Origin of the sequence: Streptomyces sp. MB09-01 (assembly GCF_033794505.1) — a bacterium.
GTDB lineage: Bacteria > Actinomycetota > Actinomycetes > Streptomycetales > Streptomycetaceae > Streptomyces.
Genome location: NZ_JARAYQ010000044.1, coordinates 1 through 19,909, shown reverse-complemented (window position 1 = coordinate 19,909; position 19,909 = coordinate 1). Strand labels below are relative to the sequence as shown.

At 70.1% G+C, this 19,909-nt stretch carries 20 protein-coding genes; 9 read left to right on the top strand and 11 right to left on the bottom strand.

Annotated features, from left to right (window positions below; all coding sequences use genetic code 11):
* Nucleotides 1-11 precede the first annotated feature (11 nt).
* The gene (locus PV721_RS12460; protein WP_319723328.1) at nt 12-224 is read right to left on the bottom strand and encodes a hypothetical protein; all 213 of its coding nucleotides are present in this window, start codon (nt 222-224) and stop codon (nt 12-14) included.
* A gap of 197 nt (nt 225-421) precedes the next feature.
* Between PV721_RS12460 and PV721_RS12455 the strand changes: the two genes are divergently transcribed.
* The 3 genes from PV721_RS12455 to PV721_RS12445 all read left to right on the top strand — a co-directional run bounded on the left by PV721_RS12455 (nt 422) and on the right by PV721_RS12445 (nt 4,358).
* Nucleotides 422-2,551, top strand: a complete 2,130-nt coding sequence (locus PV721_RS12455; RefSeq protein WP_319723326.1) for an acyl-CoA dehydrogenase family protein — start codon at nt 422-424, stop codon at nt 2,549-2,551.
* A gap of 12 nt (nt 2,552-2,563) precedes the next feature.
* Nucleotides 2,564-3,760: a lipid-transfer protein gene (locus tag PV721_RS12450; protein ID WP_319723324.1), complete on the top strand. Its 1,197-nt coding sequence runs from the start codon at nt 2,564-2,566 to the stop codon at nt 3,758-3,760.
* An 82-nt stretch (nt 3,761-3,842) separates the two neighbouring features.
* Entirely contained in the window at nt 3,843-4,358 is a 516-nt protein-coding gene (locus tag PV721_RS12445) for a YcxB family protein (protein WP_323806077.1), read from the top strand.
* 28 nt (nt 4,359-4,386) lie between these two features.
* Here PV721_RS12445 and PV721_RS12440 read toward each other — a convergent pair whose 3' ends face one another.
* The 4 genes from PV721_RS12440 to PV721_RS12425 form a co-directional block, all read right to left on the bottom strand.
* Nucleotides 4,387-4,815 (bottom strand): hypothetical protein, encoded by a 429-nt coding sequence (locus tag PV721_RS12440; protein ID WP_319723322.1) that lies wholly within the window; start codon nt 4,813-4,815, stop codon nt 4,387-4,389.
* Nucleotides 4,816-5,000: 185 nt separating this feature from the next.
* Nucleotides 5,001-5,288, bottom strand: coding sequence for a hypothetical protein (locus PV721_RS12435; RefSeq protein WP_319723320.1), 288 nt, complete (start codon nt 5,286-5,288; stop codon nt 5,001-5,003).
* On the bottom strand, nt 5,275-5,829 hold the full coding sequence (locus PV721_RS12430) for an RNA polymerase sigma factor (protein ID WP_319723318.1): 555 nt from the start codon (nt 5,827-5,829) through the stop codon (nt 5,275-5,277). The genes PV721_RS12435 and PV721_RS12430 overlap by 14 nt, the downstream gene beginning before the upstream one ends.
* 179 nt (nt 5,830-6,008) lie before the next feature.
* A complete protein-coding gene (locus tag PV721_RS12425) occupies nt 6,009-6,362 on the bottom strand; it encodes a DNA-binding response regulator (RefSeq protein WP_319723364.1) in 354 nt (117 codons plus the stop codon).
* A 219-nt stretch (nt 6,363-6,581) separates the two neighbouring features.
* Between PV721_RS12425 and PV721_RS12420 the strand changes: the two genes are divergently transcribed.
* From PV721_RS12420 to PV721_RS12410, 3 genes are read left to right on the top strand one after another with little or no spacing between them, the layout of a single operon-like run.
* On the top strand, nt 6,582-7,436 hold the full coding sequence (locus PV721_RS12420) for a MaoC/PaaZ C-terminal domain-containing protein (protein WP_319723317.1): 855 nt from the start codon (nt 6,582-6,584) through the stop codon (nt 7,434-7,436).
* 27 nt (nt 7,437-7,463) lie between these two features.
* Nucleotides 7,464-8,540, top strand: a complete 1,077-nt coding sequence (locus PV721_RS12415) for a Zn-dependent alcohol dehydrogenase (protein WP_319723315.1) — start codon at nt 7,464-7,466, stop codon at nt 8,538-8,540.
* Between the two features lie 37 nt (nt 8,541-8,577).
* Nucleotides 8,578-9,519 (top strand): 3-oxoacyl-ACP reductase, encoded by a 942-nt coding sequence (locus tag PV721_RS12410; protein WP_319723313.1) that lies wholly within the window; start codon nt 8,578-8,580, stop codon nt 9,517-9,519.
* 171 nt (nt 9,520-9,690) lie between these two features.
* On the opposite strand, the gene PV721_RS12405 is transcribed toward PV721_RS12410, so the two are convergent.
* The 6 genes from PV721_RS12405 to PV721_RS12380 form a co-directional block, all read right to left on the bottom strand.
* Nucleotides 9,691-10,479, bottom strand: coding sequence for a hypothetical protein (locus tag PV721_RS12405; RefSeq protein ID WP_319723311.1), 789 nt, complete (start codon nt 10,477-10,479; stop codon nt 9,691-9,693).
* The gene (locus PV721_RS12400) at nt 10,479-11,708 is read right to left on the bottom strand and encodes an MFS transporter (protein WP_323806078.1); all 1,230 of its coding nucleotides are present in this window, start codon (nt 11,706-11,708) and stop codon (nt 10,479-10,481) included. Before PV721_RS12400 ends, PV721_RS12405 begins: the two co-directional genes overlap by 1 nt.
* Nucleotides 11,708-12,487, bottom strand: a complete 780-nt coding sequence (locus tag PV721_RS12395) for a hypothetical protein (protein ID WP_319723308.1) — start codon at nt 12,485-12,487, stop codon at nt 11,708-11,710. The genes PV721_RS12400 and PV721_RS12395 overlap by 1 nt, the downstream gene beginning before the upstream one ends.
* Nucleotides 12,480-13,958: a B12-binding domain-containing radical SAM protein gene (locus tag PV721_RS12390; protein WP_319723306.1), complete on the bottom strand. Its 1,479-nt coding sequence runs from the start codon at nt 13,956-13,958 to the stop codon at nt 12,480-12,482. Before PV721_RS12390 ends, PV721_RS12395 begins: the two co-directional genes overlap by 8 nt.
* The gene (locus PV721_RS12385) at nt 13,955-14,623 is read right to left on the bottom strand and encodes a hypothetical protein (protein ID WP_319723305.1); all 669 of its coding nucleotides are present in this window, start codon (nt 14,621-14,623) and stop codon (nt 13,955-13,957) included. The genes PV721_RS12390 and PV721_RS12385 overlap by 4 nt, the downstream gene beginning before the upstream one ends.
* Nucleotides 14,624-15,335: 712 nt before the next feature.
* Complete coding sequence (locus PV721_RS12380) at nt 15,336-16,403, bottom strand: hypothetical protein (RefSeq protein WP_319723303.1); 1,068 nt, start codon at nt 16,401-16,403, stop codon at nt 15,336-15,338.
* 358 nt (nt 16,404-16,761) lie between these two features.
* Here PV721_RS12380 and PV721_RS12375 point away from each other — a divergent pair, with 358 nt between their 5' ends.
* Genes PV721_RS12375 through PV721_RS12365 form a run of 3 tightly spaced genes read left to right on the top strand, consistent with a single transcriptional unit; the run spans nt 16,762 to nt 19,786 of the window.
* Nucleotides 16,762-17,619, top strand: coding sequence for a Nif3-like dinuclear metal center hexameric protein (locus PV721_RS12375; RefSeq protein ID WP_319723301.1), 858 nt, complete (start codon nt 16,762-16,764; stop codon nt 17,617-17,619).
* Nucleotides 17,616-18,359 (top strand): zinc ribbon domain-containing protein, encoded by a 744-nt coding sequence (locus PV721_RS12370; RefSeq protein ID WP_319723363.1) that lies wholly within the window; start codon nt 17,616-17,618, stop codon nt 18,357-18,359. Before PV721_RS12375 ends, PV721_RS12370 begins: the two co-directional genes overlap by 4 nt.
* Nucleotides 18,359-19,786: a bifunctional RNase H/acid phosphatase gene (locus tag PV721_RS12365; protein ID WP_319723299.1), complete on the top strand. Its 1,428-nt coding sequence runs from the start codon at nt 18,359-18,361 to the stop codon at nt 19,784-19,786. The genes PV721_RS12370 and PV721_RS12365 overlap by 1 nt, the downstream gene beginning before the upstream one ends.
* Nucleotides 19,787-19,909 lie beyond the last annotated feature (123 nt).

Sequence of the window (19,909 nt, the reverse complement as noted above, 5' to 3'; positions counted from 1 at the left end):
CGCCCTGCCCGTCAGCGCCAGTCGGCTGCCGTGACCACGGACGCGGCGATGTACGCGACCGAACCCGCGGTGGCGTCGACGGTGGAGTCCTCGACACCGGCCCGGTCGAGGATCTCCGCCAGCTCGCCGGAGCGGACCGGATGCCGGCGAAGGGACCTGGGATCGTTCCCTTCGCGGCCGTGCAGGCGCTGGTGGACCACCGCCGCTCGGCGCGCAGCCGGCACACCACCAGGTCGGCCCCGAGCGCCTCGGCCACCGAGGTCTTGCCGACGCCGACCGTGCCGTCGACGAGCAGGGCCCGGACTTCCTGGGGTCTGTCACGGCGCATGGCCGTGATCGTACGGCGCCGTGTCGGGGCGGCCGCGAAGAACACCGTCATCTGACCTTCCGTCAGATTGGAACGTGTTCTAGTCTGCCGCGCATGGGCATCGGAATCACGCAAGAGCAGCGCGAGTTGGCCGGGGCGGTGCGGGGCTGGGTCGCGCGGGCCGTGCCTCCCGAAGAGGTGCGCAAGCTGCTCGACACGCCGCCGCAGGCCGGGGCGCGGCCCGCCTACTGGGACGCGATGACCGCGCAGGGGCTGCTGGAACCGCACCTGGACGGCGGGACCCTGCTCGACCTGGCCGTCGTCGTCGAGGAGGCCGCCCGGGCCGCGCTGCCCGGGGCCTACCTGCCGAGCGCGCTGGCCTCCGTACTGCTGGCGCGGGCCGGCGCCGAGCCCCTCGCCGGGCGGGTCGGCGCGGTCGCGCTGGGGCCCGGAAGCCTGACCGCCGTGGCCGTCGAGGGCGGGTACCTGCTCGACGGCCTCGCGCCGCCGGTGCTCGGCGCCGGCGAGGCCGACCTCGTCCTCCTCGCTGCCGAGGCCGCGCACGGCACCCGCTGGTTCGCCGTCGACGCCGCCGCCTTGGACATCCGTACGCACGAGAGCGCCGACCCGACCCGCCCCACCGCGGAGGTCCGGGCGCGCGGGGTCGCCACCGCCCCGGACCGGCTGCTGGAACTGGACGCGGCCCTCGTCCGCGACCTGGCCTGCACCCTCTTCGCCGCCGACGCCTGCGGCACCGCCGCCTGGGCCCTGCACACCGCCGCCGAGTACGCCAAGGTGCGCGAGCAGTTCGGCCGGCCCATCGGGCGGTTCCAGGGCGTCAAGCACCTGTGCGCCGACATGCTGGTCCGGCTGGAACAGGCCCGGGCGCTGGCCTGGGACGCCGCGCAGGCCATGGACCAACCCGCCGACGTGCGCTCGCTCGTGGCCGCCCTCGCCGCCGGGAGCGCCCTGGACGCCGCCTACACCTGCGCCAAGGACTGCATCCAGATCCTCGGCGGGATCGGCTTCACCTGGGAGCACGACGCCCACATCCACCTCCGGCGGGCGCTCGTCGCCCGCCAGCTGCTGGGGTCCGGCGACGGACACCGCCTACGGGCCGTGCGGCTCGCCGCGGGCGGTGCGCGGCGCGAACTGCGCCTGGAACTGCCCCCGGAGGCCGAGACCCACCGCGCGAAGGCCCGTACCGCCATCGAGGACGCGCGGGGGCTCGACCCGGCCGCCGCCCGGCGGATCCTCGCCCCCACCGGCTACGCGGCCCCCTACCTCCCGCCGCCCTACGGGCTCGGCGCCGGCCCCGTCGAGCAGCTCGTCGTCCAGCAGGAACTCGCGGCCGCCGGGGTCAAGGTCGCCGACCTCGGGATCGCCACCTGGGTCGTGCCCTCCCTGCTCGCCTACGGCACGCAGGCACAGCGGGAGGCCTACGTCCTGCCGACCCTGCGCGGGGACGTCACCTGGTGCCAGCTCTTCTCGGAGCCGGGCGCGGGCTCCGACCTCGCCTCGCTGCGCACCAGGGCCGAGCGGACCGGGGACGGCACCTGGAAGGTCAACGGACAGAAGGTGTGGACGAGTTCCGCGCACAGCGCCGACTACGGGATCCTGCTGGCCCGCACCGACCCGGACGTGCCCAAGCACAAGGGAGTCGGCTACTTCGTCGTCGACATGAAGAACACCCCCGGCATCGACATCCGGCCGCTGAAGGAGATCACCGGCGAGGCCCTCTTCAACGAGGTCTACTTCGACGACGTGGAACTCCCGGCGGACGCCCTCGTCGGCGCGGCCGACGGCGGCTGGAAGGTCGCCCGCAACACCCTCGGCAACGAACGGGTCCACATGGCCGACCAGATGACCTTCGACACCGGCCTGGAAGCGCTCCTCGCGCACGCCGCCGACCTCGACGGAACGTACAGGGTGCGGATCGGCGCCCTGGCCGCCGAGGCGCACGCCCTGGCCTGCATCGGGCTGCGCACCACCCTGCAGCAGGTGTCGGGGCTGGAGCCGGGCGCGGGCGCTTCCGTACGCAAACTCGTCCAGACTCCGCACCAGCAGCGGACCGCCGAGCTCGCGCTCGAACTGCTGGGACCGGCGGGCGCGGTACGGGAGGGGCCCGGGGAACGGGCGGTGCACGGCTTGCTCATGTCCCGCTGCCTGACCATCGCCGGGGGCACCACGCAGGTCCAGCTCAACGTCGTCGCCGAGCGGATTCTCGGCCTCCCCAGGGACTAGGAGTCATCGGGCATGAAGTCGCACAAGTCGTACATCGTGGGCGTCGGCATGACGAAGTTCGAGAAGCCGGAGTCGCGGGACTGGCAGTACTGGGACATGGCGAAGGAAGCCGGGTCCGCGGCGCTCGCCGACGCGGGCGTGGACTACGGGCTGGTCGAACAGGTCCCCGTGGGCTACTGCTTCCAGGCCTCCACGGCCGGCCAGCGGGCGGCCTACGAGCTGGGGCTGAGCGGCGTCCCCGTCTACAACGTCAACAACAACTGCGCCACGGGCTCGACCGCGCTGATGATGGCGCGGCAGTTCGTGGAGGGCGGACTGAACGACTGCGTGCTGGCGCTGGGCTTCGAGAAGATGAAGCGCGGAGCGCTGGGGGGCGGTGCCGACGGGGGCGACTTCAAGACCTCCCCGGTCGCCCGGCACTACGGGATCATGGCGTCCGGCCACGGCTTCGAGATGTCCCCGCCGACCGCGCAGATCTTCGGGAACGCGGCGCGGGAGCACATGGAGCGGTACGGCACCACGGCCGCGCAGCTCGCGGCGGTGGGCGCCAAGAACCACCGGCACTCGGCGAACAACCCGAACGCGCAGTTCCAGGACGTGTACTCGGTGGAGGACATCCTGGCGGCGAAGGAGATCCACGCGCCGCTGACGAAACTGCAGTGCTCGCCGACCTCGGACGGGGCCGCGGCGGCGCTGGTGGTGTCGGAACGGTTCGTGGTGGCGCACGGGCTGCACGACGAGGCGGTGGAGATCGTCGCCCAGGCGATGACCACGGACACGGAGGAGTCCTTCGCGTCGGGCTCGTGCATCGACGTGGTCGGCAAGCCGATGACGGCCGCGGCGGCGCGGCGGGTGTACGAGGATTCGGGGCTCGGCATCGAGGACGTGGACGTGGTGGAACTCCACGACTGCTTCTCGATCAACGAGCTGCTGACGTACGAGGCGCTGGGCATGTGCGGGGACGGGGCCGCGGGCAAGCTGGTGGAGAGCGGGGCGACGACGTACGGCGGGCGGTGGGTGGTGAACCCCTCCGGTGGGCTGATCTCCAAAGGTCACCCGCTCGGCGCGACGGGGCTGGCGCAGGCGGCGGAGCTGGTCTGGCAGCTGCGGGGCCAGGCGGGGCCGCGGCAGGTCGACGGTGCGCGTGTCGGGCTGGCGCACAACATCGGGCTGGGCGGCGCGGCGGTGGTGACCCTGCTGCGGAGGTAGCCGCCCGGACCCGCGCCCCCGAGCCGGCGGGGACGGGAAACGCGCTTTCGGCCACGGGGGCGGAGCGTTAGGCTCCGCCCCCGTGAGCGAGATGCGCGAGGCGTCCTTCAGTGCCACCGGCAGCCTGACCAGGGACGAGTACGACGAGGCCGCCAAGGCGGCGGGGCTGTTCCGGCGGGGCCGGGCGGTGGCCGCCCTCGGTACGGTCTTCCTGGCCGCGGCGAGCGTGTCGCCGTCCCCCGACGGTCTCACCGTGCACCCCGTCTCCCTCGGGATCGCGGCGGCGTACGGCCTGGTCGTGCTGCTGGTCCTGCCGCGGTGGGCGGTGGCCCGGGGCTTCCGCACCGGCCGGGCCTCCGAGGAGAAGCGGGTCGTCGTGGACGGTACGGGCATCGAGGTGTTCCGCGGCGGGGAGTCGCAGCGGATCGTGTGGGACGAGGTGCGCTGGTACCACGAGACGCCCCGGCTGCACGTGTTCGTGGGCCGCTCGCGCCGCCGGACGTGTCTCGTGGTGCTGCCCAAGCGGCTGTTCACCGCCCCGGGCGAGAGCGACCTGCTCGCCGTCCTCGGGCACGCGCAAGCCGGCGACCGTTCGTAGCCCCTCGCCTCGGCTCAGCCCGGGCCGGTCAGAGCTTCTCGATGTCCTTGTGCACCACGTCGGAGCCGGGGTGGTCGGCGGCCAGGCGCACCTTGAGCGGGTGGCCGGCCGGCGCCTTGATGATCCGGTCGGGATACTCCCCCAGGCCGGTGCCGTTGCAGGAGGGCTCGCTGGTCAGGTTGGACCAGCCGTTCACGTCGTGCGGATCGTTCCACGCCACCCAGGCGCAGTCGCGCTCGCCGCTGGTGATGTGCACCGAGATGATCCTGACCGAGTTCACCGCGCCGTCGACGCGCTCGTAGAACACCGTCCCGATGTTGTGGTGGAGGCCCTTGCCGGCCTCCAGGTCGACCTGGAGGACCGGGCTGGCCGGGGTGTCGGCAGCGGCCGGAGCCGCGCCTCCCCCGAAGGTCGCGACAACGAGCGCGGCGGTGGCGGACAGGGCGGACACGCGCATGGTTTCTGCCTCCACGAAGCTGGGTCGAGGGGTCTCATCCTGGTCCAGCAGGTGGACGCGCGCTGCGGCGGAATCCGTCAATCGGTGGCCGGGACCGAACGGTTGAGCGCATGCCGGGCCGCGCCCGTCCCCCCGCCGGGTCGCGGCCCGGACCCTCCCCCGGACTTCGTCCGGGGGACCCCCGCTCACACGCCGGCAGGGCCGGAGCCGGCGGTCCGCAGTTCGCAGCGGCCGTCCGTGCCGCACTCCCGTCGCAGTCGGCCCCGGGAGAGCGTCTGGGCCAGGCCGATCGCCCAGCACGTCGGGCAGCCGCGCAGGGCCAGCAGGCCGACCGGGGCCAGGGCCAGGGTGGCCGGTCCGTAGAGCGGGAGGAGGGCGAAGGCGCCGACGAGGGCGGAGATGCCGACCGCGCCGCGGAGCAGGTGCCGGGGCAGGGAGGAGCTCGCGAAGTCGGGGCCGTCAGTGGTCGTCATCGTCGCCTCCAGGAGTCGCGTACAGGGTGTGCCGAAGGGCCGCGCGGGCCCGGTGCAGCCGTGATTTCATCGCAGCGGGGCTGAGCCCGAGCGCGTCCGCAGCCATCCGCCCGCTGTAGCCCTGGATGTCCCGCATGATCAGCACCCGCCGCTGGTCGGCGGGGAGGGCGGCGATCGCCCGCGCCACCCGGGCGGCCTCCAGGTGTTCCAGTACCTCGTCCTCGGCCGACATCACGGCGGAGTCGGGCAGCGGGGCGCGCTCGCGCGGCACCAGCCGGGCCCGGCGCAGGCACTCGTTGCGGACGATGCGGAACATCCACGAGGCCAGGGCGCCGGAAGCGCGCAGCATGCCGATCCTCCGGTACAGGATGATCAGCGCCTCCTGGGCCGCGTCCTCGGCGTCCTCGGGTGAGGCGCACAGCGAGTACGCGAACCTCCGGACGTTCGGGTGCGATCCGGAGACCAGTGCGGTGACGGCATCGAGGTCCCCGCGCTGCGCGGCGAGGACCAGCGGCTCGGCGGGCCAGGTCGACTCAGCCACGGGAGCGGCTCCGTCGGCGCACCACGAGGACGGTGCACGTGCAGAGCAGGAGCAGTACGACGGCGCCGGCGGCGACCACAGTGAACACGACAACCTCCAGGTCAGGTGCCGACGTCTGCGTCGGCACATGCATAAGAGGCGTGGGAGCCGCAAAAGGATTCACCGGAGTTCACCGGTGTTCACCCCAGGGCCGGGTCGACCACCGTTTCGCCCGTCGAGGCGCGGCGGACCGAGTCCGCCAGGTCCTCGATCGGGCCGTCGCGCAGGATCAGCCCCGCCGCCCCGGCGGCGAGCGCGGAGGCGGCCAGGCCGGGGTGGGCCGAGCCCGTCAGGACGAGGATCCGGCACTCCGGGTCTTCCGCCAGCAGGGCCGGCACGGCCGCGACCTCCTCGACCAGCGCCACCGCCGGCCGGGCCGTCAGGTCCCGCACGACCTCGATGTCCGGCACGAGGCCGAGCTGGAGCGCCAGGGCCGGGTTCGGCGGATCCAGCAGGACCCGTAGGGCGCGGGCCTGGCGGTGTTCCACGGGCATTTCGTCCACCGGGAAAGCCTATCTGACGTGAAGTCAGGAGTCTTCCCGACCGGTCTTCCCAACTGCGGGGGCGTGCGTTATACATTCCCTCACCGGCCGGTCCTAGAACGCGTTCTAGAACCCGCCCCCGTATACGACCTCGGTGCGGCCGACGGTGCGGACGGCCGCACCGAGGTCTTCCAGGGCAGCGACACTCCAACGACAGGGAGCCGCATCCTCATGCCGATCGATGCCGCCAGGGCCCTCGCCGCCGACCCCCGCCAGGGGAGCATCGGCTGGGACCACAAGGACATCCAGCTCTACCACCTCGGCCTCGGCGCAGGCCTGCCGGCCACCGACCCGGACGAGCTGCGCTACACCCTCGAATCCAAGCTCCACGTCCTCCCCAGCTTCGCGACCGTCGCCGGCGCCGGCATGGCCATGATGGGCGGCCTGGCCGCACCCGGCATCGACGTCAACCTCGCCAACGTGCTGCACGGCGGCCAGTCCATCGAGCTGCACCGGCCCATCCCCGTCAGGGGCAGCGCCACCTCCTCCGCCAAGGTCGCCGCCCTGTACGACAAGGGCAAGGCGGCCGTGATCGTGCTGCGCACCGAGGTCGCGGACGCCGACGGGCCGCTGTGGACCAGCGACGCGCAGATCTTCGTACGGGGAGAGGGCGGCTTCGGCGGCGAGCGCGGCCCCTCCGTCAAGGAGGAACTCCCCGAGCGCGCCCCCGACCGCACCGAGAAACGGCTCATCCGCGAGGAGCAGGCGCTGCTCTACCGCCTCTCCGGCGACTGGAACCCCCTGCACGCCGACCCCGAGTTCGCCAAGCTGGCCGGCTTCGACAAGCCCATCCTGCACGGCCTGTGCTCGTACGGGATGACCCTCAAGGCCGTCGTCGACACGGCCCTCGGCGGGGACGTCTCCCGGGTCCGCGCCTACCGCACGCGCTTCGCCGGGATCGTCTTCCCCGGCGAGACGCTCCGCATCCGGATGTGGCAGGAAGCCGGCCGCGTCCTGGCGTCGGTGACCGCCGTCGAACGGGACGACGCGCCGGTCCTCGCCGACACCGTCGTCGAACACTCGTAGCACCGCACCCACACAAGGAGCCGCACCGTGCGCGCAGCACTGCAGAGCGAGATCGGCCAGGACAAGCTCGAAGTCGTCGACGACATGGAGGCCGTGGGCTTCGGCCCCGGCAAGGTCAGGATCCGCATCAAGGCCACCGGCCTGTGCCACTCCGACCTCTCCGCGATGAGCGGCGTACTGCCCCAGCCCGCCCCCTTCATCCCCGGCCACGAGGGCTCCGGCGTGATCGTGGACGTCGGCGACGGGGTCACCAGCCACAAGATCGGCGACCGGGTCCTCGTCTGCTGGCTGCCGCCGTGCGGGCACTGTCCCTCCTGCAAGCGGGGTCAGGGACACCTGTGCCTGGAGGCCTTCGGGAACGTCGCCACCCCCAACTTCAAGCGCGCGGCCAGCGACATCTTCGGCTTCGCCGGCACCGGAACCTTCTCCGAGGAGATGGTCGTACCGGCCGCCTGCGCCATCCCGATCCCCGACGACCTGCCCTTCGACATCGCGGCGCTGATCGGCTGCGGCGTCACCACCGGGCTCGGGGCGGCCATCAACACCGCCCAGGTGGAGGCCGGCTCGTCGGTCGCCGTCATCGGCTGCGGCGGCGTCGGCATATCCGTCATCCAGGGCGCCAAGGTCCAGGGCGCCGCGCAGATCGTCGCCGTGGACCCGGTCGCGTCGCGGCGGGAGGCGGCGCTGCGGTTCGGCGCCACCGAGGCGGTCTCCCCCGAGGAGTTCGCCGACGCCAAGAACCGGATCACGGCGGGCGAGGGCTTCGACTACGTCTTCGAGGTCGTCGGCAAGTCCGCGACCGCGCAGAAGGCGTACGAGATGACGCGCCGCGGCGGCTCCGTCGTCATCGTCGGCGCGGGCGCCCTCGACGACAACTTCCAGATCAACATGTTCTCGCTGTTCTTCGACGAGAAGAAGATCCTCCCGTCGATGTACGGCGGCGGTGACGTGCTCCGCTCCTACGAGCGCACCATCGCGCTGTGGCGGGCCGGCCGCATCGACCTGGAGAACCTGATCACCCACCGGGTCAGCCTCGCCGAGATCAACGAGGCCCTCGACCAGATGCGCACGGGCGTCGCCCTGCGCACCTGCATCGAACTCTGACCACGCGTTCTGCCGATTCCGAGGGGAACCAATACGGATGTCACTGCCACTTGAGGGACTCTCCGCCATCGTCACGGGCGCGGGCCGCGGGCTCGGCCGGGCCGAGGCGATCGAGCTCGCACGGCTCGGCGCGAGCGTGGTCGTCAACGACTTCGGCCAGCCCGGCCGCGACGGCTCGGGGGAGGCCTCGGCCGCCCCGGCGGAGGAGGTCGCCGCGGAGATCCGCGCCGCGGGCGGCCGGGCGGTGGCGCACCTGGGCGACGTGGCCGACTTCGAGCAGGCGCGCGAGCTGGTCGAGCTGGCCGTGAGCAGCTTCGGGAAGCTCGACATCCTGGTCAACAACGCGGGCATCCTGCGCGACCGGATGGTCTTCTCGATGTCGGAGGAGGAGTGGGACTCGGTGATCCGCGTCCACCTCAAGGGTCACTTCAACACCACCCACTTCGCCTCCGTGCACTGGCGCGAGCGGTCGAAGGCGGCGGGCGGCCCGGTCTACGGCCGGATCGTCAACACCTCCTCCGAGGCCTTCCTCGGCGGCTCGGCCGGCCAGCCGAACTACGCGGCGGCCAAGGGCGGCATCGTGGGCCTGACCACCTCGACCGCCCTGGCCCTCGCCAAGTACGGGGTGACGGCCAACGCCATCTGCCCGCGCGCCCGCACCCGGATGACCGAGGACGTCTTCGCCGGCTTCGAGGTCCCGGAGGACGGCAAGCTGGACGCCCTGGCCCCCGAGCACGTCTCCCCGCTCGTCGGCTACCTGGCCTCACCCGCCGCCGCCAAGGCCAACGGCCAGCTGTTCGTCGTACACGGCGGCATCGTCGTCGTCATGGAGCGCCCCAAGGTGGCCGCCAAGTTCGACACGGGCAAGGAGGCCTTCTCCTACGAGGAGCTCGACGAGCTCTTGACCCCGCACTACGCCTCCCGCCCGGCGAACGAGACCTTCGCCGCGACGGAGGTCCTGGGCCTCAAGCACGGCTGAGCACCGGACCCTCGCGTGGCTGCTGTGGCGGAGGCGCACTTGCCGGCGGCCGCGCCCGCGCGGAGACGAGGGGGCCGTTCCCGGTGACACGCATGCAGCAGGAGGGCCAGGTCGCGGGGTCCCGCGCCACCGCGTAGGGGCCGAGGACCTCGTGCGCGGCACTCATGTCGCTCAGTCGGTCGCGCCGGCCTTCGGCAAGTCGAACCGTCCCTGCGTAGCGGCATCGAGCATGCCGGCCTCGCGCGCCGACCATTCGTCTGCGGAGCCCATGAAGCGCATGGCCTCATGCCTGGAACGAATGCTGGACGACCCGAGCATGGTGGCAATGAAACCGACCCGAGCCAGATCGTGCATTCCGCCGGCGGGGCTGAACGTGCCCTGCTCGATGTCGTAGATGTCCGCGAATCGGCGGATGGACGGTCCGCGGACGAAAAGAGTGAAGGCGGCCTCTTCATCGGCAGCATTTCGGACCTGGTGGGCCTGATCCCACCCCTTCACATCCACATCGCCCCTCGCGAGCGAATGGGCTTTGACCTGCGTCAGTTCGGCCGTGCCCATCTTTTCGTCGCGGCTCGTCTCGCTGAACACGCGCTCCTCGTAGGAGCCCTTGAGCAGCAATGTGACCGCAGGATAGCGATGATTGTGGACAGGCCCGAACTCAGCCTTTTCTGCCCCGCACGGGTGGAAGCGGTGGACCCGCACCACGAACCTCTCTTGCGGGTCCCGGTACAGAACGAACTTGTCTCGACGTCGGTGGGGGAATTCAGAATGCGGTACCAGCTCGTCCATGAGCTTCGGCGACCGCGCGATGGTAGCAAATCGCTCCTGAACGAGGCCGGGATGACGGGCCAATTTTTCACGCAGGAAATCGCCGACTCGCCATACCACGCCGTCATCCTCGGACGAATCCCAATCGACGTCCGAGGACAGGAATCGCACCACGCCGTCGAAGTCGTCCATCACTTTTCCTCACCAGGTGAAAGCGGCAACGTGGAAGCTCGCTTGGACCACAAAAGAAGGTAACTGATGCCGCCAGCCGCCATACAGAGTGCTGCGGGCAACATCAGGGTCATCTCAGAACCGATCACTGCCAGCCCTCCGACGAGCAGGGTGCCGACGGGGACACACCCGATGGTGACGGTGGAGAGCATTCCCACCCAGCGCGCGCGGTCGTTTCCACTGGTGGTAGACCGGACGAAACCCATTGATGCGACCGTGAACGATGAATAGGCTGCACCGCATACGAGCGCAAACGCACAATAGACAACCAGCTGATCGCTCGCGCCCATCAAGAGCTCACATGCCCCAAAAATCGCGACGACTGCACACAGGCTTCGGGCTCCAGAAAGCTTCGCGCCCAGCCATGGGCCCAGAATTCCGCCTACGGCAACTGCAGCCGAAATGACCCCGAAAGCCATGCTGCCGGTGACGGACAGCCTGTCCAGGGACAAGAGATTGGTTACGGGGAACTGATACCCCAGCGCGCCGATGCAGAATCCCATGACCAGGACAGGGAAAAGAATTGCGCTCGGAGACGGACCCCCTGCGCCACCCCCAGCCTTCCCACCCGCGGCTTCGGCAACCTCGGGGTCGAAGAACTTCAAGGCAACGAAGAAGACCAGCCCAAAACTGGCGGCGTTGACCAGGAAGACACTTCCGATAGGCAGGAGCGCGATAAGCGCTCCACCCGCCAGGGGTGCCACTGCCGAAATGCCGCGACTCGTGGCGGTAAAGGCCGCGTAGCCAGTGGCGAAGCTGTCCTCCAGGTGATTCATCAGAGATGTCTGACGTGAGGGAACCTCAATGGCCTGAAGTGCTCCGATGGAAAGGGCGTACAGCACGACAACGAGATAGTCGGGCATCCCGAAAAGTAAAATTGCAGCGCCGAACAGCGAACAGGCCGCTGCTTCGCCCACCAGGCACGTGCGCCACAGGAAGTTGGCTCCCCACCGCGCGGCTATACGTCCGTAGAGCGGGCCGACGACCAGGAACGGAAGGAACAGGGCGCCAGTGATCGCGGCAAAGTAGTGAGGTGGCAGACCCATCTGCTGGGGAGCCAGGGTCAGCCAGCTCAGCGCCAGAATCTCGATGGCGGTGAACCCGTTCGAGAGCGACTGTGCCGCAATGAACGAAACCGTACCGCGAGGCAATGCGCGAGGAGGAGAATCCGCTTGGCGCTGGAACAGCATCACGTTACTGCCTTAGAGAGGGACTGGACAGCCCAAGGGTGCAGCAGGTGATCCTCCCGCAAGAGCTCCACCACCGCATGCTCGGCCGGCATCAGCGGCTGGTAGTGCCCGGACGCTCTCGTGACGAAGACTGCCGGATTGCGGGTCTCGGTAAAAGACAGAAACATTTCGCCGGCGCAGATCACAGGTTCGCTGCTGCTCACCAACATGGGGTGCTTCACGACTGTCGACTCGAAGCGCGCCCCGTGCATGAGCTCGGTAAAGGACAGAGGCTTCTGGAAAACCCGAACCCCGCTGGTCTCCGAGGCGGCATAGAGGTAGGTGCCTTCCCGGCCTCCCTCCACCAGCGTTGCGAAGTCTGTGACGTGGGGCTGTACCAGGGCGCGTCCCGCACGCATCTCCGAGTCTTCACCCGTGAAGACATATGACTGATGTTCCTTCTCTCCTGCGCGCTCTCCTGCGCGCGCGGTGAGGATTTCACGCTCCGGTCGCGGAGCCATCGTCATCCTGCTGAACAGGGAGTCCAACCGGGACCGGAGGAACTCCAGCGAAGGGCGGACCTCCTCGCGATGCGGCACGGAGTCGATACTCGTGTACAGCCGAAACATCTCTGTGAGAGCAGCCCAGGTGACGATGTATGTGGCCTTGGAAACCGGCCCGAAGGCTGCGGATGCGGACATGTGAGATTCATCGAACTTCGCGATGATCTCGGATGCCCTTCCCGTGAGGCGTGGCTGGCCTGGCGGCTCAAGAATGTCATTGGCCATCAGCTCAGCCAACCGGCTCACGTTGCGCAGCGGCAAAAGAGATGAGAGCTCTGCCGTCCGCGTCCCGGCGCTGGACAAGGGCGATGGTCTCGCTTTCGAGGCCGATCAGGAAATCGCTCAGGCTGAGATTGTTCTGATCGATGTAGGATCGGGCCGGGGAAATTACTCCCTCTCCGTTCCGCTGAATGCCGTCGAGGAGCCGCGACAATCGGGCAGCCCTGTCGAACTCTTCGGTAGTCATGGCCGATGAGCGCAGCGCACGGAACATCTGGTCCGGATCCCAGGTGTAGCCAAAGCTTTCCCTGCGATTCCAGATCTCCGTGTTCGGAAGAACCTTCAGGCATGCACTGGTTATTTCGGCGGTGGTTCCCGTGTAGCACTTGTCGATCGTTTGAAGCCACTCGTCAAACGTTTCGCCGGGCAAACCGTAGATAGTATTCACAGCCACTTGCACGCCGGCGGCGATCAGTTGATTGCAGTTCTCCAGAACGATGTCGACCTTCTCGCGACGCTTGATCAGCTTCTGCGTTTCGATGTGAATAGTCTGGAGGCCGGCTTCGACAAAGGAGCAGACCCCGGTGAGCGCCTTCACATCGTCCGGGCGAAGCATGTCGACTTTGAGCTCTGCACTGAAGGTCGATCCCGGCAGTTCATCACGCAGGAAGTCCAGGAGGTGATGCATGCGCGCGCGGTCGAAGTTGAATGTGGGATCCAGGAAGATGAAATGTCTGGCCCCCAACTCGTACAGCCGCCTCAGCTCGTCTGTCAGTTCATCGAAAGAGGCCAGGCGGGCCTTGCGCCATCCCTGATCACAGAAAGTGCAAGAGAACGGGCAGCCGCGCGCCCCTTCCACGATGGCTGTCCGGGTTCTCCGGAGTTCGGTCCTCATCACCTCTTGCGTGATGTAGGGGCTGCGCCGAGAGGTGAATCCGGCGGGCTGCCCCTCAAGGAACTCCGGAAGTTCCTGGGGACGCAGTGTCATCAGTTGTGCGAGCGCTGCCTCGCCTTCGCCGCTCACGCACGTCGCAATCTTGCCCTCCTGCACCAGACGCTGCAGTTGGTGGTCGTCCCGGCTCACGTGCGGGCCACCGATGATGATCGGAAAATCAGGCCCCTGTGCGTGCAGTTCTTCGATCAGCGCCATGGTGGGAACGTAATTCCACACGTAGAGGCTGAGGCCGAGCAGGTCCGGCTCCTCCCGGATGATCCTTTCGGCAGCTTCCGCGGCCGAGGTGCCAAATTCCATGGCCACTACCCGCGTTTGGACGGCATTGCTGTCCTGGGTGCAGTCGGTGTCCTCAGCGTCCTCAGGCCCGTTGAACCGGGTCTCCACTGAATTGGCAAGAACAGCGGAACCGAACGGACCCAGTTGGTACTGGTCCGCCAGGTAGCTGGCGAGGACGAGCCGCCGGTATTGAGGTTCTTTTCGGCTGCCTTGGAGGCCGGCGTCAGTCTGAACGCCAAGTAGTGGCAGGATCGTCACCGTATCTCCTCAAGCTTGCTCAGCCCCACCGCAGGAACGTGGTCGAGGAGTCCGAGTTCATCAAGAGTCTCAATCAAGAACTCCGCTACCACCACGACTCGCCCGTTGACCACCGGTGGCACCAGGTTCGCCTCCAAGCCCACGGTGGGGAAAAGGCTTTCGACATCTCCGTCTTCGTGATGCCACGTTTGAGTGTCGACAGACACGAACACCTTTGCGTCGTCGAACGGACTGGCCAGTTCCCACTTACTGCGCGTCTGGGACAACCACGGCCCGATGCGATAGTCGCCACCGAGCGCAAGAGGCGCCTTCAAAGACTGCCGACTCAGCACGGGCAGGTCCAGGCGTATTCGGTGGACGACCTCGCTTCGAAGCAGCGGTACCCTCGCAAGGTGCAGAGTGTCCGCAATCTCGACAGACCGCTTCACGGACATCGAGGCCACATAGTCGTGCGCATCGACACGGTCTTGCACCGCAATGACCTCGGGTGACTCACTGTCGCGAGGTATGAAGTACTGGGTCACCTGCGGCCGATTCTCAAACAGCGTCTCCACGATGTCGGCGTTGGCCGACTGGATTTTCCAGTCGGCCAACGCACGGCATGCAGGAGCCCGGAACGAAACCTCGAATCGCTTCAGTCCCGTGGCCGGCTCCGGGTTCGTCACCGTATTACTCGCTGGACCAAGCCATGCTGCGCGCGATTTCCACCGGCGCCTCGTGGGCCGCGTTGAGTGCCTCGAGGATGGCATCCATCGACTTGATGCTGGTCTCTTCCTGCGGATTCATCTTCGCCCCCTTTCGTGGGTTCAGAGGTATTATCGGGGCGGCTCCCCGGTTCTCTGTTCGAGGACCGTATCCCGCTGCAAGATCAGCGTCAATGCCATTCACAGTTGAAAGTTCACAATCGCGATGACTCATTGAGCAGGTTTGCCTACGTAGTCAGGAGTGTCCGGTTCGGGGCTTGGCGTCGAATTCAGGGGCCGGAATGCGAGTCGGGCTTCACGCAAGGTGTGGTTTTCGGCCAGGGTCGGTGGGTTGCGGCTCTCGCGCGCGGAGACGGTCAGCGAGTCGATTCCAGCTGCCCTTGCGGGTGGAAATGGACCGATTCCTGCTCGCCCCTGCCTCGCCGGGGTGCGCAGGGGGCGTCCGGTCTCGGGGAGGCCGTGCTGTAGGCGGGCGGGAGGGTCCAGGCGCGATTTCAAGACAGTTCTCTTGCGGCATCCTCGGCATGTCCACGTCACGGAAGGCCCGGGGCGGTGACGCTGCGGAAGGCGGCCGCGTTCTTCCACAGGCGAACGTCGATCGCCGCGGGCGTACGCAGTACGCGGATCCGCCTGCGGCCGAGACGGCAGAGGGGCCCCGGAGACCGGCGCCCCGTCAGTGCAGCGGGGCCTGCTGCAGCGGGACCGGGCGCGGGGCCTGCCGTGGGGACGGGTCAAGGTGGACCGGTGGGGGAGCGGAGGCCGGCAGGGACAAGCCGACGACGCCGCAGGGCACTTCCGGGGTCGCGTACGGGAGGTGCAGGCGGCCCTGCGGGCTCCACAGGCCCGTACCGCCGAGCCACCCGGGCGGGGCGCTCAGTCGGACCACGTGCCGGTCGGCCGGGCGCCACAGGCCGATGTCGCCCTCGGGCAGCCGCAGCGCCACCCCGCAGGTCTCCGGCATCAGCGCCTGACCCGGCTGTGCGGCGAACGGCAGCGCGCCGCCGAGCCGCAGGCACTCCGGGAACCGGACCGGCCGCGAACTGCCCAGCACCCCCCAGCCCAGGCGCGGTTCGCCCGGGGCATCGGACCGGATCAGCAGCAGCCCGCTGTCCGGGTCCGCCAGCAGCAGCCGGTCGTCACTGTCCTCGGCGATCTGCAGCAGCGGGGACACCCCGCCGCACCCCAGGTCCACGGCGACGGACTTGGTCGTGCCCTCCAGCTCGCGGTCCAGGGCCAGCAGCCGGCCCGCCCGGTCCAGCCACACGCCACCCGAACACCGGCCCGGGATCCGGGCGACCGCCTGCGGCCCGAAGGAGCCCCCGGCCACCTGCCAGACCGTGGTCACCCCGTCCGCCGCGGCCAGCGCGAAGGCGCCGGATCCGTCCGGGGACGGCGGGAGCAGGCCCACCCGTACGCCCTCCTCCGCGTCCACCGCGCCCAGCTGCAGTTCCCCGGTGCGCGGCCCGGCCGCGGCGCCCGTCGGGTACAGCAGCGCGAACGCGTGCCGCTCCGCGACCCGCCGGTGGATCAGCACCCGCCCGTCGGCCAGCGGCAGCACCTCGCTGTCGGCCTCCTCGGGCTGCGCGAGCGGCAGCGGGACCGCATACGGCTCGGGGCCGGCCAGGGTCCAGCGCTCCACGAAGCGCGCCTCACCCTCCCCGGCGAGCCGGGCGGCGTACGACCCGTCCGCGGCGATGGTGAACGGGACCAGGGTCGTCATCTCGATGGCACAGACAGTCATCCGTGCGTCACCTCCGGGGTGGAAGCTAGTTTTCGGGGTTCCTGCTGAACAACACGACCAACCGGGCTTCACACATACGGGTGTCCGGGGAGCGATTCGTTTGTGGTGGAGGAGGCGTTTGTGCTGTGCGATATCGGGGCGTTTGGGATGGGGTGAAGTGAGGCAGGGCTGACCGGGTGCTCGGTCGACCCTGCCCCCACCCCGGGAGTTCTGACCCGTCCCTCCGCCGCCGCGGAACCGCCGCCGCTCCGAGGGTGACGCGGGCATCCCCACCACGTCCCAGGTCCTCGACGACCTGCGCGGCTTCCTGGTCAGTGGTACGGGCGGGTCGTGGTGACGGGGACGGTAGCCTTGGCCCGTGCCCCGTCTCTCTGAAGTCATCGCCGCGCTGGACGCTCTCTGGCCCCCCTCGCGGGCCGAGCAGTGGGATGCCGTCGGAACCGTCTGCGGCGACCCCGAAGCCGAGGTCAGCCGGGTCCTGTTCGCCGTGGACCCCGTCCAGGAGATCGCCGACGAGGCGCTGAAGCTGGGCGCCGACCTGATCGTCACCCACCATCCCCTCTATCTGCGGGGCACCACCACCGTCGAGGCCGGCACCTTCAAGGGCCGCGTCGTGCACACGCTGATCAAGAACGACATCGCGCTGCACGTCGCCCACACCAACGCCGACACCGCCGACCCCGGCGTCTCCGACGCCCTCGCCGGCGCCCTCGACCTGCGGATCACCGGCCCCCTGGTGCCCGACCCGACCGACCCCGAGGGCCGCCGCGGCCTCGGCCGGATCTGCGAACTGGACCACCCCGAGACCCTGCGGGAGTTCGCTGCCCGCGCCGCCGCCTGGCTGCCGCAGACCGCGCAGGGCATCCGCTTCGCGGGCGACCCGGACGCCCTCATCCGTACCGTCGCCGTCAGCGGCGGCTCCGGCGACAGCCTCTTCGAGCAGGTCAGGGCCGCGGGCGTGGACGCCTTCCTGACCGCCGACCTGCGCCACCACCCGGTGTCCGAGGCCCGCGAGCAGAGCCCGCTCGCCCTCGTCGACGCCGCCCACTGGGCCACCGAGTGGCCCTGGTGCGAGCAGGCCGCCGCGCAGCTCGACGCGATCTCCGAGCGCAAGGGCTGGGGTCTGCGCACCCATGTCTCGCGCACGGTCACCGACCCCTGGACGGCGCACGCGCCGTCCGTCACACACCCTTCTATCCCTGGAGCCCCCAACTGAACGCCGAGCCCGCCGACCAGATCCGACTTCTCGACGTCCAGGCGCTGGACGTCCGGCTGTCTCAGCTCGCCCACAAGCGCAAGTCGCTGCCCGAGCACGCCGAGCTCGACTCGCTCACCAAGGACCTGACGCAGCAGCGCGACCTGCTCGTCGCCGCCCAGACCCAGGCCAGCGACACCGCACGCGAGCAGACCAAGGCGGAGCAGGACGTCGACCAGGTGCGCCAGCGCGCGGTCCGCGACCAGCAGCGGCTGGACTCCGGCGTGGGCATCTCGGCCCGGGACCTGGCGAACCTGCAGAGCGAGGTCGTCTCCCTCGCCAAGCGCCAGGGCGACCTGGAGGACGTGGTTCTGGAGGTCATGGAGCGTCTGGAGGCCGCGCAGGAGCGTGTCACCGGGCTCACCGAGCGCGTCTCCGCCCTCGAGGCCAAGGTGGCGGACGTCACCGAGCGCCGGGACGCGGCCACCGCGGAGATCGACGCCGAGGCCGCGAAGATCACCAAGGACCGCGAGGTCATCGTCACGTCCATGCCGGCCGACCTGATGGCCCTGTACGAGAAGATCCGCGTCAAGCAGGGCGGGGTCGGCGCCGCGCGCCTCTACCAGCGCCGCTGTGAGGGCTGCCGGCTGGAGCTGGACATGGCCGAGGTGAACGAGATCAAGGCCGCCGCCCGCGACCAGGTCGTACGTCACGAGAACTGCGGCCGCATCCTGGTCCGTACGGCGGACTCGGGCATCTGATGCCGAGGCCTGCCGGGTTCGTCGTGGAGGCGGACGGCGGGTCCCGGGGCAACCCGGGGCCCGCCGGCTACGGCGCGGTCGTCCTCGACCCGGCGACGGGCGAGACGCTCGCCGAGCGCGCGGAGTACATCGGCGTCGCGACGAACAACGTGGCCGAGTACAAGGGCCTGATCGCCGGGCTCAAGGCGGCCCGCGAGCTCGCGTCGGACGCGCAGGTCCTGGTCCGGATGGACTCCAAGCTCGTCGTCGAGCAGATGTCGGGCCGCTGGAAGATCAAGCACCCGGACATGAAGCCCCTGGCGGCGGAGGCGGCGAAGATCCTGCCCCGCGCGCAGGTCACGTACGAGTGGATCCCGCGCGAGATGAACAAGCACGCGGACCGGCTCGCCAACGAGGCGATGGACGCGGGCAAGCGCGGCAAGCAGTGGGAGCCGTCCGACTCCACGGCCGCCCTGGACGCCTCGGCGGCCCGGGCCCTGGCGGCCCCTCCGGCGGGCCCGCCGGGGGATGCGGCGAAGGGAGCGGCGGCGGTCCGCGCGGCTCTGGCATCCGCCTCCGGCGCGAGCGCCGGGGCCGGTACGGCCGGAGCCGGTACGGCCTACGCCGCGGCCCCGCGCGCAGGCGACGCCGGAGCGGGCGGTGCCGGAGCGGGCGGCGCCGACGCCCTGTTCGGGGAAGCCGTGGCGCTCGCGCCCGGCCGGGCCCCCACGGCCGACGCCGGGCCGGCCCGCACCCCTGTCCACGGCGCCGGGAACGCCACGGCCACCGCGCCCGCCGGAGGCCAGGGCTGGGGCCCGGACATGGGTGCGCCCGCCACCTTCGTACTGCTCCGGCACGGGGAGACCGCCCTCACCCCGCAGAAGCGCTTCTCCGGCAGCGGGGGCAGCGACCCCGAACTGTCCCCGGCCGGCCACCGCCAGGCCGACGCCGTGGCCGAGGCACTGGCCGCCCGCGGCACCGTCCAGACGGTCATCAGTTCCCCGCTGCGCCGCTGCCGCGAGACGGCCCGGACGGTCGCCGACCGCCTCGGCCTGACCGTGACGGTCGAGGCGGGCCTGCGCGAGGTGGACTTCGGCGCCTGGGAGGGCCTGACCTTCGCCGAGGTGCAGGAACGCTTCCCGGACGACCTCCAGGCCTGGCTGGACTCCCCGAGGGCGGCCCCCACGGGCGGCGGCGAGAGCTTTGCGGCCGCCACCCGCCGGATCTCGGCCACCCGGGACCGGCTGCTGGCCGCGCACGCGGGCCGCACGGTCCTGCTGGTCACCCACGTGACCCCGGTCAAGATCCTGGTCCGCCTCGCCCTGGGCGCCCCGCCCGAAGCGCTGTTCCGCATGGAACTCTCGGCGGCCTCCCTCTCGGCCGTCGCCTACTACGCGGACGGCAACGCCTCGGTCCGCCTCCTGAACGACACCTCCCACCTGCGGTAGGCCTCGCCGGCGGGGGTGCGGGTTGGCTGCGCCGCTTGGCCGGGCCGTGCGCGGGCCGGGGCGGCGGGCTTCGCCGGTTCGGGTGGCTCGGGCGCGGGGTGGCTGTGCCGCTCGGCCGGGGGT